This is a genomic window from Pareuzebyella sediminis, assembly GCF_008367235.1.
Lineage (GTDB): Bacteria > Bacteroidota > Bacteroidia > Flavobacteriales > Flavobacteriaceae > Pareuzebyella > Pareuzebyella sediminis.
In genome coordinates, this window is the sequence record NZ_VTZS01000001.1 from 1111342 (window position 1) to 1126236 (window position 14895).

At 43.3% G+C, this 14895-nt stretch carries 11 protein-coding genes; 10 read left to right on the forward strand and 1 reads right to left on the reverse strand.

Features of this window, described 5'->3' with window-relative positions; genetic code table 11:
* Positions 1–114: 114 nt before the first annotated feature.
* The 3 genes from F2B13_RS04710 to F2B13_RS04720 are packed head-to-tail and all read left to right on the forward strand — an operon-like array spanning position 115 to position 1660.
* Positions 115–654, forward strand: coding sequence for an RNA polymerase sigma factor (locus F2B13_RS04710; protein ID WP_149303392.1), 540 nt, complete (start codon positions 115–117; stop codon positions 652–654).
* A gap of 57 nt (positions 655–711) precedes the next feature.
* Positions 712–1227 (forward strand): hypothetical protein, encoded by a 516-nt coding sequence (locus F2B13_RS04715; protein WP_149303394.1) that lies wholly within the window; start codon positions 712–714, stop codon positions 1225–1227.
* Positions 1217–1660, forward strand: coding sequence for a hypothetical protein (locus tag F2B13_RS04720; RefSeq protein ID WP_149303396.1), 444 nt, complete (start codon positions 1217–1219; stop codon positions 1658–1660). Before F2B13_RS04715 ends, F2B13_RS04720 begins: the two co-directional genes overlap by 11 nt.
* A gap of 82 nt (positions 1661–1742) precedes the next feature.
* On the opposite strand, the gene F2B13_RS04725 is transcribed toward F2B13_RS04720, so the two are convergent.
* Positions 1743–2771: a WD40/YVTN/BNR-like repeat-containing protein gene (locus tag F2B13_RS04725; protein ID WP_149303398.1), complete on the reverse strand. Its 1029-nt coding sequence runs from the start codon at positions 2769–2771 to the stop codon at positions 1743–1745.
* Between the two features lie 70 nt (positions 2772–2841).
* Between F2B13_RS04725 and F2B13_RS04730 the strand changes: the two genes are divergently transcribed.
* From F2B13_RS04730 to F2B13_RS04760, 7 genes are all read left to right on the forward strand, one after another.
* Entirely contained in the window at positions 2842–4053 is a 1212-nt protein-coding gene (locus tag F2B13_RS04730) for an RsmB/NOP family class I SAM-dependent RNA methyltransferase (RefSeq protein WP_149303400.1), read from the forward strand.
* A gap of 155 nt (positions 4054–4208) precedes the next feature.
* Entirely contained in the window at positions 4209–7970 is a 3762-nt protein-coding gene (gene purL / locus F2B13_RS04735) for a phosphoribosylformylglycinamidine synthase (RefSeq protein WP_149303402.1), read from the forward strand.
* Positions 7971–8079: 109 nt separating this feature from the next.
* A complete protein-coding gene (locus F2B13_RS04740) occupies positions 8080–8541 on the forward strand; it encodes a GNAT family N-acetyltransferase (protein ID WP_149303404.1) in 462 nt (153 codons plus the stop codon).
* A 147-nt stretch (positions 8542–8688) separates the two neighbouring features.
* A complete protein-coding gene (locus F2B13_RS04745) occupies positions 8689–10461 on the forward strand; it encodes an AMP-dependent synthetase/ligase (protein WP_149303406.1) in 1773 nt (590 codons plus the stop codon).
* Between the two features lie 196 nt (positions 10462–10657).
* Positions 10658–11116, forward strand: a complete 459-nt coding sequence (locus F2B13_RS04750) for a MarR family winged helix-turn-helix transcriptional regulator (RefSeq protein ID WP_149276130.1) — start codon at positions 10658–10660, stop codon at positions 11114–11116.
* A 35-nt stretch (positions 11117–11151) separates the two neighbouring features.
* Positions 11152–13557, forward strand: coding sequence for a 3-hydroxyacyl-CoA dehydrogenase/enoyl-CoA hydratase family protein (locus F2B13_RS04755; protein WP_149303408.1), 2406 nt, complete (start codon positions 11152–11154; stop codon positions 13555–13557).
* Between the two features lie 145 nt (positions 13558–13702).
* Complete coding sequence (locus F2B13_RS04760; RefSeq protein ID WP_149276132.1) at positions 13703–14893, forward strand: acetyl-CoA C-acyltransferase; 1191 nt, start codon at positions 13703–13705, stop codon at positions 14891–14893.
* Positions 14894–14895 lie beyond the last annotated feature (2 nt).

Genomic DNA, 14895 nt, shown 5'->3' on the forward strand with positions numbered 1-14895 from the left:
ACAGTGAACCTACCCCAGATAGTTTGGTACCCGATTACTGCACCTCTCTAAAAGGGTTTTATTAAACCTTTCGTTATCTTTAGAGTCATAACTATAGCTTAAGTCAAATTTATTTTGATTGCAGAAGAAACCTTAGTTAGTCAATTACAACAAAAGAGTACGGAGGCGGCAGCTTTCGAAATATTGGTCGACACCTACAAAGAACGGCTGTATTGGCATATTCGTAGGATTGTTCTTAATCATGATGATGCCGATGACGTCTTACAAAACACTTTTATAAAGGTGTTTAATAATATTTCGAAATTTAAAGGAGAGAGCAAGCTATATTCTTGGATGTACCGCATAGCGACCAACGAAGCCCTGACATTTTTGAAAAAGGCCTCGAAGCGAATGAGCATTAGTGATGGAGAGTTACAAGACAGGTTGATCGGAAATCTTGAAGCCGACCCCTATTTCGAAGGGGACGAGATTCAACTGCAATTACAGAAGGCGATCGCCACGCTTCCCGAGAAACAAAAACTGGTCTTCAATATGAAATACTTTGAAGAATTTAAATATGAAGAAATATCGGAAATTCTAGGGACTTCGGTCGGTGCTTTGAAAGCGTCATACCATCTGGCCATCAAAAAAATAGAGGCCTTCCTGAAGGATTAGAAAAACCTTTGTTAAACAGATTAAACCATTTAACGTTTTGATAGTCAAAATATAGCAATGGAAGAATTCAAGAACAAAAACCCGTTTAAAACGCCCGAGCGTTATTTCGAGAACTTCAATGGTCAGCTATTGGATAAACTTTCGGAAGAGCCTTCGGTCGTTCCGAAAAACGAAGGTTTCAAGGTTCCTGAAAATTATTTCGATGGGCTCTATGCTAATGTCCGACAAAAGCTACCCCGAGAACAGCCGAAGGTTATTTCACTCGGGTCTTACCGAAAATATTGGTATGCGGCTGCTTCGATCGCGGCCATAGTATTGTTTTTCATAGGAGTAAAGTGGAACGCAACCGATGAGATTGGTTTTGATGACTTGGCCATTTCTGATATAGAGGCTTATTTCAATGAAAGCGATATGGATTTGAATACACTTGATATTGCTGAAATTGTATCTTTCGAAGACCTCGAAATTGATGATGTAATGACCACTTCCATTGGTGAAGACCAGATTTTAGAATATCTCGACAATCATGTCGATAATATTGAAGAATTAAGATACGATACCGATGAATACTAAAAAGATTTTCATAATACTGATTGCCCTGACGGCCTCCCTTTCCGTTCTGGCCCAAAAACCGGACTATCAAAAAATAAAGTCGCTTAAGATTGCCTTTTTGACGGAACGCTTGAATCTATCGACCCAAGAGGCCCAAGAATTTTGGCCTTTGTATAACGCATATACAGAACAACGGGAGGCGCAATGGAGAAAGGGAAGAAAAATATTCGGCGCCATTAAAGAATCTGAAAACCTTAACGATGCCGAAGCCTCGGATCTTTTGAAAAAGTATATCGCTTTTGAATACGAAGAGGAAAAACTAGAAATGACTTTTTATCAAAAAGTCGAAAAGGCGGTTTCGGCGAAAAAGACAATGCTCTTGATCAGAGCGGAAGAAGATTTTAAACGCCAGATGATTCGTCAGTTCAACAAGAAAAAGGAAAATAATAGATAAAGACTATCTAAAAAGGCTATAATATTTTATAGCCATGGTAAAGTTCAAGGAAACCAAAGCCCATTATCTCAGAAGTTAGCTCCTATTTGAATATAAGTTTTGCGATCCTTCCTTTACCTGCAGCATAGGCCACCGAATCGTTTTGGAACCGAATGGTATAGAATGGCTCTTCTGACAATTGCGACCAAGACTGGCCCTTATCGTTTGAACATGAGATACCTGTAAATCCCACGGCAACTATCCCATTACCGCCTGAATTCGGTATAAATTGTATACAGCTTTTATAATTTGGTTCCTCATTCTCGGCAATCAATTGCCAAGTTTTTCCTCCGTCTTTGGTAATCGCCTTGTTGGCTTCTTTTCCATCGGGTTTGGTATAATCTCCACCGATAGCGACCCCTAAGTTTTCATCATAGAAATCAATGGAGTAAATTCCCTCCGTAGGGGCACTATTAACGATAGGTGTTTGAAGCACAGCCCAGGTTTTTCCCTTGTCGGGAGAAAAATAAATTCTTCCGCTAGTGGTGCCCACCCACGTGCGCTCACCGATCACCTTGATATTGGTATTGCTGGCTGCAAACGCTCCTTCCCCCTCCTTTGCCTTTGGTAATTCTTCGCAGGTCAACTTGCTCCAATGATGTCCTCCATCACGTGTAATAATAATCGATAGACAACCATCCATACTGTCACCGACCGCAATTCCTTCCCGATTGTTCCAAAAGGTCATCGCATCGTAAAATACCTGTTCGCCCTCCTCATGATAGACCAAATCCATTACACCATCCTCGCCCGTTTTGTAAAGTAGCGCGGGGCTTCCCACGGAAAGCATAAAAAAATCGGTGGCGTTATGGGCAATGGCCCTATATTCAGGAATGATAGTGTCATAATATTGCACATTTTCCCTGACCGCACCATTATATAGGTCAACCGTTCCGAAGGTTCCTTTATTGGCTGCAAAGGCCAGACTGTTCCCCATCAAAGAGATGGCCCTTATGCTCAATGAATCCTCATAAATAGTTTCAACACGTACCGACGAAAAAGAAGGATTCTGAGGGGCCTCTTGACATGAAAAGAGAAGAATGGGAATAATCAAATAGTAAAGATTTCGCATGTAGATAAACTTTCTCAAATGTAAAAGTAATCGAGCGCAAAACCATACCTTTGCAACCTTAATTTTTCAGATGAAACTCCATAGAAATCTTGTATTTGCAGTCATAGATGCCTTGCACCTCATATTCAACGAAGGTGAATATGCCGACAAGGTAGTTCAAAAAGTCTTGAAATTCGATAAGCGATGGGGATCAAGAGATAGAGGTTTTATCGCTGAAACGACCTATGAGATGGTTCGATATAAAAGGTTATATGCGGAAATTGCCGACGTAAAGGCTCCCTACGACCGAGCAGATCTTTTTAGAATGTGGGCGGTGTGGGCCGTTCTATCAGGTATCCGACTGCCCGACTGGAAGCAAATTGAACCCACACCCGAACGACGCATCAAAGGGAAATTCGATGAGCTCTCAAAAATCAGAAAATTTCGGGAGGCCGTTCCGGATTGGATAGATGCACTTGGTGAAAAGGCACTCGGTGACAAACTTTGGTCCGAAGAAATCGCCGCCCTGAACCAACAGGCAGATGTAGTACTCCGTACGAACACCTTGAAAATTTCCAAAGAAAAACTTCAAAAAACCTTACTGGATGAAGGTATTGTCTGTGAGCCTATAAAAGGGTATCCCTTGGCACTTAGATTGCCCGAACGAACCAATGTTTTTGTCAGCCAAGCTTTCCAAAATGGCTATTTTGAGGTGCAGGATGCTTCTTCGCAATTGGTCGCCGAATTGCTTGACGTTTCACCAGGGCAACGCGTAGTAGATACGTGTGCAGGGGCCGGGGGAAAATCATTGCATCTTGCTGCCCTCATGGAAAATAAGGGCCAACTCATAGCTATGGATGTATATGGGAGTAAATTGAAGGAATTGAAACGGCGTGCCCGAAGAAATGGGGCCCACAATATAGAAACACGCGAAATCGATTCCACCAAGGTCTACAAGAAATTATACGGAAGTGCCGACCGGGTTCTCATCGATGCTCCTTGTACCGGATTGGGTGTTATCCGTCGAAATCCAGATACCAAATGGAAGCTTCAGCCCGATTTTCTTGAAAAAATAAAGAAGACCCAGCAAGAAATACTTCGCAAGTATAGTAAAATGGTCAAATCTCAAGGGAAAATGGTCTATGCCACCTGCTCTATACTTCCTCAAGAAAACAACGAACAAATTCTATCATTTCTGGCTTCCGATTCGGGAAAGGACTTCTCATTGGTCAAAGAGAAAAAAATTTATGCCTCCAAAAGTGGCTTTGACGGCTTCTACATGGCCCTGCTCGAAAGACGGTGACCGGAACATCCCAAAAAAACCCGTAGCATTTAAAGGTGTATCTTTTGTGGGAAGAAATCAACAATGATATTGGATACTGTTAACTATTCCTTGAAAATCATTGCGCAAAAAGACGTAAATTTGCACTTTCTCAAACCCTTCAATTCAAGCATTAGATGATTTACTTTTTCGGGGATGCCAGTATAAAGGTTTTTGCAGTACAAACCGCCGGCGAACTTGTGCAGGAAGATACGGACAAACTCATATGGCTGTTCGGCAACCAACCCATGATAAACGCGGCGTCTCTTGACGCCTTTTTTGTTGGCCCTCGTGCCGCGATGATAACCCCTTGGAGCACCAATGCCACCGAAATAACCCAAAACATGGGTATTCAGGGAATTCTGCGCATCGAGGAATTTCAGGCGATCGCACCTGATTTTACTGATTTCGACCCGATGCTCTCACAGAAGTTCGAGGGATTGGATCAACATCTTTTTGACATCAGTGTGGTTCCTGAATCGATATTGGATATCTTGGACATCGCTGCCTATAACGAGAAAGAAGGACTGTCATTAAGTGCCGAAGAAATCAGTTATCTTGAGGCCCTTTCCGAAAAAATGGGACGCCCTTTGACCGATTCGGAAGTCTTCGGATTCAGCCAGGTCAATTCAGAGCATTGCCGCCATAAAATTTTCAATGGTACTTTTATCATCGACGGGGAGGAGAAACCCAGTTCCCTTTTCAAACTCATTAAAAAAACTTCGCAAGAAAATCCGAACGGTATAGTTTCGGCTTATAAAGATAATGTGGCCTTTCTAAAAGGGCCAAAGGTAGTTCAGTTTGCACCTAGACGATCCGATGAGCCCGATTTTTATGAGGAAAAGGAATTTGAATCGGTTATTTCACTGAAAGCCGAGACCCATAATTTTCCGACAACCGTAGAACCTTTTAATGGGGCTGCAACCGGATCAGGCGGGGAAATACGCGATCGATTGGCCGGCGGAAAAGGTTCGCTACCCTTGGCCGGAACAGCGGTATATATGACCGCCTATTCCCGACTCGAAAAAGACCGTCCTTGGGAACAAGGGATGCCAGAGAGAAAATGGCTATACCAAACTCCAATGGATATATTGATCAAAGCCTCAAACGGGGCTTCCGATTTCGGAAATAAGTTCGGTCAACCTTTAATTGCAGGGTCGGTACTTACCTTTGAACACGTAAATGTCTCTTCTAGATCCGATTTAAATACTGAAATCTCCAAAAGCCCCGACGATTCACAGGATTTTAGTAATGCCCAAAAGCACTGGAACCTCGACACACGAAGACTAGGTTATGACAAAGTCATAATGCAAGCTGGGGGCATCGGGTACGGTAAAGCGGATCAGGCATTAAAAGATCGCCCTGAAAAAGGGGACGATATCGTAATATTGGGAGGCGACAACTACCGTATAGGAATGGGAGGGGCGGCGGTTTCCAGTGCCGATACCGGTGAATTCAGTTCATCCATTGAACTCAATGCCGTGCAGCGTTCAAACCCGGAAATGCAAAAAAGAGCCTCGAATGCCATACGTGCACTGGTCGAAAGTGACCAAAACCCTATCGTTTCCATTCATGACCATGGGGCGGGCGGGCATCTCAACTGCCTATCCGAACTCGTTGAAGAAACCGGGGGTAGTATTGATTTGGACAAGCTACCGATCGGCGATCCAACCCTATCATCGAAAGAAATCATTGGAAACGAATCGCAGGAACGTATGGGACTCGTCATCGGTGAAAAAAATATTGACTTTTTACGTCGTGTGTCGCAACGTGAGCGCTCGCCGATGTACCAGGTCGGAAAGGTGACCGGTGACCAACGGTTTACTTTTGAATCACAGAACACAGGCGCCAAGCCAATGGATATGAATTTGGAAGATATGTTCGGTAGTTCTCCAAAAACCATCATGACCGACAAGAAAATACAGCGAGATTACATAGATCCAGAATATGACTTGGAATTTTTCCAAGACTATCTTGAACAGGTATTACAGCTCGAAGCTGTAGCCTGTAAAGATTGGTTGACCAATAAAGTAGACCGTTGTGTGGGAGGACGAGTGGCCAAACAGCAATGTGCGGGCCCACTACAGCTACCTTTAAACAATTGTGCCGTAATGGCCCTTGATTTTAAAGGAACCCAAGGAATAGCCACAAGTATCGGCCACTCCCCTATTTCGGGACTGATCGATCCAAAGGCGGGAAGTAAGAACAGTATTGCAGAAGCGTTGACCAATATTATTTGGGCACCGCTTCAAGAAGGATTGAAGTCCGTTTCGCTATCCGCAAACTGGATGTGGCCCTGTAAAAATGGCGGAGAGGATGCCAGATTATACGAAGCTGTTCAGGCAGTTTCCGATTTTGCCATTGCTTTGGGAATCAATGTTCCGACGGGAAAAGATTCGCTTTCAATGAAACAAAAATATGCCGATGGTGACGTTATTTCTCCAGGCACCGTAATCATTTCAGCTGCGGCACATTGCCCCGACATCTCCCAAGTGGTGGAACCGGTATTTCAAAAAGATGGGGGAGCGATTTACTATATCAACCTCTCAAAAGATACTTTTAAATTAGGCGGTTCCTCCTTCTCCCAAGTAAGAAACGCTATTGGAAGTCAGGCTCCCAATATACAAGATGATGCGTATTTTAAAGCTGTTTTCGAGTCTGTACAAACGTTGCTCGGTGATGGTCGAATAGTCGCAGGACACGATGTAGCTTCGGGTGGACTGATAACTACGCTATTGGAAATGTGTTTTGCAGATACCGATTTGGGTGCCGCAATAGATCTTTCGGGATTAGGGGAATCGGATACCATTAAATTATTGTTCGCTGAAAATTCAGGAATCGTTTTTCAGGCCAAGGATGCAACAATAGAAAAATTTCTTTCCGAAAATGACATCGACTTTGTGCAAATAGGAAAAGTAGTTTCAAAGCCAGAACTGAGCCTAAAAAATAACGGGGTGGAAATCGGACTTAACGTAACCTCCTTACGTGACATCTGGTTTAAAACTTCTTATTTGTTGGATGATAAACAAACGGCCAATGGCTTGGCAAAAGCTCGATTTGAGAATTATAAAAACCAGCCCTTAAAATTTGTGTTCCCTACATCAGAGCCTCTTAAACAAGCTGAACGCTCTTCGCAAACGAATTTGCAAAGGCCCAAAGCCGCAATTCTCAGGGAAAAGGGAAGTAATTCCGAACGTGAAATGGCCAATGCCATGTATCTGGCCGGTTTTGACGTGAAAGACGTTCATATGACCGATTTGATTACCGGTCGTGAGACTTTGGAAGAAATTCAGTTTTTGGGTGCGGTCGGCGGCTTCTCCAATTCAGATGTACTTGGAAGTGCCAAAGGGTGGGCCGGGGCCATAAAATACAACGAAAGGGCCAACAAGGTCATCAATGATTTCTTTGCCCGACCTGATACGCTCTCTGTCGGTATATGTAACGGTTGCCAATTATTCATGGAACTTGAACTCATCAGCCCCGAACATGAGACCCATGGTAAGCTTACTTATAACGATTCTGAAAAACACGAAAGCAATTTCACCTCGGTAACGGTACAGAAAAATAATTCTGTAATGCTTTCTAGCCTTGAGGGAGCAACTTTAGGGGTATGGATTTCCCATGGAGAGGGTAAATTCAATTTACCTCTCGATGAGAAAAATTATCATATAGTTGCGAAATATGGCTACGAAGACTATCCCGCAAATCCCAATGGTAGTACTTATCATACAGCCATGCTCTGCGACAAGTCGGGCAGGCATTTGGTGTCCATGCCACATATCGAGCGTTCTATTTTTCCGTGGAACTGGGCCTACTATCCTAAAAATCGAAATGACGAAGTCTCCCCTTGGTTAGAGGCGTTCGTCAATGCAAGGAAATGGATTGAAAAAAGTCGATAGCCCAACAACTACCGACTTCATATCTTTCCTGAATTCGGAGAGAAACTTGAAACCTTAAATACACCATAGCATTCTCAAGAACCTATCGTAAAACCAATGAATAAAACCCATGAGAATTAGGCTAGCGATTAGAGATGATATTCCTGCTATTGTAGCCATGTTGGCCAACGACCCCTTAGGGCGCAATCGCGAAAAATTTCAAGATATTTTGCCCGAGCCCTACTACACCGCATTTGAGAAGATTACACAAGACGCCAATCAAGAACTTATTGTAGGAGAAAGTGAATCCGGTGAAATCATCGCGACCTTACAACTTTCGTTCATCCAATATCTCACCTATCGTGGCGGCATTCGTGCACAGATCGAGGCAGTACGGGTACACGAAACCCGCAGAAATGAAGGTATTGGTCAAAAAGTCTTAGAATGGGCCATTGCACGGGCCAAGGAGAAAGGTGCGCACCTCGTACAATTGACGACCGATAAGAAAAGGGGGCATACCTTACGCTTTTATGAAAAATTGGGTTTCAGAGCCACCCACGAAGGAATGAAATTACATTTGGACAACGATTGACATTTGCCTTTGACCCGCTAGATGTTGCACGCTGAGCACCATTTTCTTTTTTCTGAAATTTCTGCAAAAATTATAGCTTCAATTTAATAATATCGTTTTATAATACGATATACTTTAAGTATTTTGCAGGTACTATTCAGATATATTATGCATAATATTACCCGACTATTCGACTTTCCATACTACCAGTTAGAGAAATTCAACCTTGAAAAATCATTGGTCACCAAACACAATGGCAATTGGGTGGCGACATCCAGTAAGCAATATGTAGATCAGGCCAATGCCGTTAGTAGGGCGTTGCTGCGCCTAGGTGTTAAGCCCGATGACAAAATTGCCATTATTTCTATGAGCAATCGCACGGAATGGAATATTATGGATATCGGGATATTACAGATCGGAGCGCAGAATGTTCCTATTTATCCCACGATTTCTGAAGATGATTATGCCTATGTGCTAAACCATTCGGAGGCTAAATATTGTTTTGTTTCTTGTCAGGAAGTATATGAAAAAGTGAAATCCGTCGAAGCCCAAGTACCGTCTATTAAAGGTATTTATTCTTTTGATAAGCTTTCGGAATGCGAACATTGGTCAAAAATTTTGGATTTAGGGAAGGACGAATCCAACCAACAGGAAGTCGAAACGTTGAAAGCAGCGGTGAAGCCCGAGAACCTGGCAACCCTAATATATACCTCGGGGACCACCGGTAGACCTAAAGGCGTGATGCTATCACATAACAACTTGGTCAGCAATGCCTTGGAAAGTTCCAAACGCTTGCCCATTGAAGACGGGAAGACGAACGCTTTGAGCTTTTTGCCACTTTGCCATGTGTATGAGCGCATGCTTATTTATCTCTATCAATTTCGTGGAGTTTCCATTCACTATGCCGAATCATTGGAGACCATAAGTGAAAACCTGAAGGAAACGAGCCCCTATGTAATGACGGCGGTTCCCCGCTTGCTGGAGAAAGTGTACGATAAAATATTGGCCAAGGGTGCCGAACTAAAAGGAATTAAAAGGAAATTATTTTTTTGGGCCGTAGAAGTTGGCCTTGACTATGAGCCCTACGGAAAAAACGGTTGGTGGTATGAGCAGAAGCTTTCTATAGCCCGTAAACTAATCTTTAGCAAATGGAAAGAAGGCCTTGGTGGAAATCTTGGCCTCATTGCATCAGGGAGCGCTGCTTTACAGCCACGTCTCGCTCGCATCTTTAATGCGGCCGAATTTGGTTTGATGGAGGGCTACGGACTGACCGAAACTTCACCGGTAGTATCGGTCAACGATATGCGCGATGGGGGTTTTCGTATTGGTACCGTCGGAAAGCCTCTTGATCGAACGGAAGTAAAAATTGCAGATGACGGAGAGATTTGCATCAAAGGGCCTCAAGTGATGATGGGCTATTATAAAGACCCCGAAAAGACATCTGAAGTCTTAAAGGACGGATATTTTCATACGGGCGACATAGGTGAGTTAGACTCCGACGGCTTTCTAAAAATAACCGACCGGAAAAAAGAAATGTTCAAAACTTCAGGGGGCAAATATGTGGCTCCGCAATTATTGGAAAATCGTTTTAAACAATCCCGATTTATAGAGCAGATTATGGTGGTCGGTGAAGGAGAAAAAATGCCGGCTGCCATCATACAGCCCGACTTTCAATATCTTCACGACTGGGCAGAAAAACACAATATTGTTATTCCGGAAAATTCGGATATTGTGTTAAACGAGAAAGTGTTGGAAAAATACCAGAAGGAAGTCGACCTGGCCAATGAAAAATTTGCTAAATGGGAAAAAGTAAAGCAATTTCGTCTTACGCCTGATGTTTGGACGATAGCCGATGGTCATTTGACCCCTACCATGAAATTGCGTAGAAAGATTATCAAAGAAAAGTATATTGAATTATACAACGATATCTATCGTCCGTAATTGTGGTCTTAGTCGTTAAGTCAAGACTAATTCTGAGTTGAACTCCCATAGTGCATACCATCCCTAATTTACAAATCGCTAAAAATCAATGGGATATCACCATAGCTTTTGAAGATCGCAATTGCACGATAAAATTGCCTAAATATATTATGCATGCATAATATATTTTACTATATTTGAGAACCTAATCCGACCAATGAAAGAAATTACGATAGACTACGCGCTGCGTGCCACTTGGCAGGCCGTGGCCCGGATGTATAATGAAGAAGCTAAAAAATTTGGATCAACGATGGCCGTCGGTTTTACATTACTAAGTATCGACCCTAAAACAGGTACCCCATCTACGGCACTAGGCCCGAAAATGGGAATGGAAGCGACAAGTCTATCACGAATACTAAAACGGATGCAAGACCAAGGCTTTATAGAACGAAGACCTAATCCGAAGGATGGACGCGGAGTGCTGATTCATTTAACAGAATACGGACTACAAAAGAGGACGGATTCCAAAAATGCAGTGCTTCTTTTTAACGAGGCAGTTAAGGCCAATGTTCCCCAAGAAAAACTTGATAGCTTTTTCGAGGTTATGGACACCATCAATGAGCTTATCTCAGGGAAGAATATTTTTAACGACGATACATTTAAGGGGTCAGAATGACCTCGACCCCCATATATAAACTCAATACCTAGAAAGTGAACAAACACATAAAGAAAGTTGCCGTAATCGGATCTGGAATCATGGGAAGTGGTATTGCCTGTCATTTCGCCAATATTGGTGTTGAAGTATTGTTACTTGACATCGTGCCTAGAGAACTTAATGAAAAAGAGAAGGCAAAAGGGCTCACTCTTAATGACCCCGTTGTCCGAAACAGATTGGTAAACGATTCTTTGGCAGCCGCACTCAAATCGAAACCCTCCCCTATATATCATCCACAATTCGCATCGCGTATTTCTACTGGCAATCTGGAGGATGATATCTCTAAAATATCAGAAGTTGACTGGATCATTGAAGTCGTGGTTGAACGTCTGGATATAAAAAAGCAGGTTTTCGAGAATCTGGAAAAACATAGGACCCCTGGCACCTTAATCACATCGAATACTTCAGGTATTCCCATCAAGTTCATGTCAGAAGGCAGAAGCGACGATTTTCAAAAACATTTTTGCGGCACGCACTTTTTCAATCCTGCGCGTTATCTAAAATTGTTCGAGATTATCCCTGGGCCCAAGACCCTTCCAGAGGTGTTAGAGTTTCTGAACATATATGGTGAAAAGTTCTTAGGCAAAACATCTGTGATAGCCAAAGATACACCGGCCTTTATCGGAAATCGAATCGGAATTTTCAGCATTCAGAGTCTTTTTCACATGGTGAAGAAATTGAACATGACGGTGGAAGAGGTAGATAAGCTCACAGGCCCAGTGATAGGAAGGCCTAAGTCGGCCACCTTCAGAACCGTCGACGTGGTAGGGTTAGATACCCTCGTACATGTCGCAAACGGATTATACGAGAACTGTCCGGATGACGAAAGGCACGAACTGTTCAAATTACCCGATTTCATCGAAACGATGATAGAAAATAAATGGTTGGGTAGTAAAACGGGGCAAGGTTTTTATAAAAAAACAAAAGATAAGGACGGGAAAACGGAAATTTTGACCTTGGATTTGGATACTATGGAGTATCGTTCTAAGAAGAGTGCCAAATTTTCAACCTTGGAACAGACCAAGACCATCGACAAGGTTATCGATCGTTTTACGGTCTTGGTCAATGGTAAAGACAAAGCTGGTGAATTCTATAGAAAAAGCTTTGGTCAACTCTTTGCGTATGTATCGCATCGTATCCCTGAAATTACCGACGACCTCTATAAAATCGATGATGCCATGAAAGCTGGCTTCGGTTGGCAACATGGCCCCTTTCAGATTTGGGATGCCATAGGACTCGAAAGAGGTTTGGAGTTCATCAAAGCCGAAGGTCAGGAAGTTGCTGCATGGGTCGAAGAGATGAAAGCCTCTGGTAATCAATCATTTTACTCCGTAGAAAATGGAAATACCTATTTCTATGATATTTCCAAAAAGTCGATGCAAAAAGTACCGGGACAAGATGCGTTTATCATTTTGGATAACATCCGCAAGTCGAACGAGGTATTTAAAAATAGCGGTGTGGTGGTCGAAGATTTGGGCGATGGCATTCTAAATGTAGAATTTCAATCTAAAATGAATACCATCGGTGGCGATGTATTGGCAGGCTTAAACAAAGCTATCGATTTGGCCGAGAAAGATTTTCAGGGCCTGGTCGTTGGTAATCAAGCGGCCAATTTTTCGGTAGGCGCCAATATTTCCATGATATTCATGATGGCTGTCGAGCAAGAATACGACGAATTGAACACGGCCGTTAAGATGTTTCAAGATACTATGATGCGCATGCGCTATTCGGCCATTCCAACCGTTTCGGCTCCACATGGAATGACTTTGGGGGGTGGTTGTGAACTATCCCTTCACGCGGATAAAGTGGTCTCGGCAGCCGAAACCTATATCGGTCTCGTTGAGTTTGGTGTAGGAGTCATCCCTGGAGGCGGGGGTTCGAAAGAAATGACCTTACGGGCCCAAGACACTTTCAAAAAGAACGACGTGGAACTGAATGTTTTGCAGGACTATTTCATGACCATTGGTATGGCCAAAGTCTCTACCTCGGCATACGAGGCCTATGATTTAGGCCTTCTTCAACATGGAAAGGATATTGTGGTTGTCAATAAAGACCGACAAATTGCTACCGCAAAGGCCTATGCAAAATTGATGGCGGAATCAGGATACACACAACCCCCAAAACGGAAGGATATCAAGGTTTTGGGAAAACAGGCGCTCGGTATGTTCTTGGTAGGTACAGATTCTATGGAGGCCAGTCACTACATTAGTGAGCATGACAAAAAAATAGCGAACAAATTGGCCTATGTAATGGCAGGAGGCGATTTATCCGAGCCCACGAGGGTCGATGAGCAATACTTATTGGATTTGGAAAGGGAGGCCTTTTTGTCGCTATGTACGGAAAGGAAAACTTTAGAACGCATTCAGCATATGCTAAAGACTGGAAAACCGCTCAGAAACTAGGTTTCAAAAATCCCGAACCAGTGCCTTGATTAATACGGTGGAGAGATGGATCGAAGTAAAAAAATACATTGCTAAAATATTATATAACCTTAAAAAATACCCCGAGCACGAAACCTTACTTTGTAGGGAATCTTAGGGCCTGAATATGAAAACAGCATACATAGTCAAAGGATACCGAACCGCGGTAGGTAAAGCACCCAAAGGAGTTTTTAGGTTTAAAAGAACCGATGAATTGGCTGCGGAGACCATTCAATATATGATGAAGGAACTGCCCCAATTGGATAAGAAAAGAATCGATGATGTCATTGTCGGAAACGCGATGCCCGAAGGAAGCCAAGGGCTCAACATGGCACGTTTGATTTCACTAATGGGTCTTGACATTGTGGATGTTCCCGGTGTTACGGTCAACCGATTCTGTTCATCGGGTATCGAGACCATCGGTATCGCTACCGCAAAAATACAGACCGGAATGGCTGACTGTATCATTGCAGGCGGAGCGGAAAGTATGAGTGCAGTTCCCATGACAGGTTATAAAACCGAATTGAATTATGATTTGGCCAAATCAGGACATGAAGACTACTACTGGGGTATGGGCAATACAGCCGAAGCAGTGGCCAACGAATTTAATGTTTCCCGTGAAGATCAAGATAAATTCGCTTTCGAATCACATCAGAAGGCCTTAAAGGCCCAAGCCGAAGATCGTTTTCAAGATCAGATAGTTCCGATTGAAATCGAACAGACCTATATTGATAGTCAGGGTAAAAAGGCCATTAAAAACTATACGGTGACCAAGGATGAAGGCCCGAGGGCCGATACATCTCTGGAGGTATTGGGCAAATTACGACCCGTATTTGCCGCAAATGGAAGCGTAACGGCCGGAAACTCCTCCCAAATGAGCGATGGGGCCGCTTTTGTTATGGTTATGAGCGAAGATATGGTGAAAGAACTGAACCTTGAGCCGATCGCGCGATTGGTCAACTATGCCGCGGCGGGTGTACCTCCCCGTATCATGGGTATCGGTCCGGTCGCTGCGGTACCCAAAGCATTGAAGCTGGCAGGACTTAAACTCGAAGACATTGAATTAATAGAATTGAACGAAGCGTTCGCTTCCCAATCAATCGCAGTTATTCGCAAGTTGAATTTGAACAAAGACATAGTCAATGTAAACGGTGGTGCCATCGCCCTGGGACATCCATTGGGCTGTACCGGAGCTAAACTGTCCGTACAGTTGTTCGACGAGATGCGTAAAAGAAATATGCAGGGATCTTACGGTCTGGTGACCATGTGTGTAGGCACGGGCCAGGGAGCTGCTGGAATTTATGAGTTCTTAAATTAACT

Bases quoted from the DNA above. Each gene is read 5' to 3' on its own strand.
- F2B13_RS04715 (WP_149303394.1), top strand. From the start codon at position 712: ATGGAAGAATTCAAGAACAAAAACCCGTTTAAAACGCCCGAGCGTTAT.
- F2B13_RS04720 (WP_149303396.1), top strand. From the start codon at position 1,217: ATGAATACTAAAAAGATTTTCATAATACTGATTGCCCTGACGGCCTCC.
- F2B13_RS04725 (WP_149303398.1), bottom strand. From the start codon at position 2,771: ATGCGAAATCTTTACTATTTGATTATTCCCATTCTTCTCTTTTCATGT.
- F2B13_RS04730 (WP_149303400.1), top strand. From the start codon at position 2,842: ATGAAACTCCATAGAAATCTTGTATTTGCAGTCATAGATGCCTTGCAC.
- purL (WP_149303402.1), top strand. From the start codon at position 4,209: ATGATTTACTTTTTCGGGGATGCCAGTATAAAGGTTTTTGCAGTACAA.
- F2B13_RS04740 (WP_149303404.1), top strand. From the start codon at position 8,080: ATGAGAATTAGGCTAGCGATTAGAGATGATATTCCTGCTATTGTAGCC.
- F2B13_RS04745 (WP_149303406.1), top strand. From the start codon at position 8,689: ATGCATAATATTACCCGACTATTCGACTTTCCATACTACCAGTTAGAG.
- F2B13_RS04750 (WP_149276130.1), top strand. From the start codon at position 10,658: ATGAAAGAAATTACGATAGACTACGCGCTGCGTGCCACTTGGCAGGCC.
- F2B13_RS04760 (WP_149276132.1), top strand. From the start codon at position 13,703: ATGAAAACAGCATACATAGTCAAAGGATACCGAACCGCGGTAGGTAAA.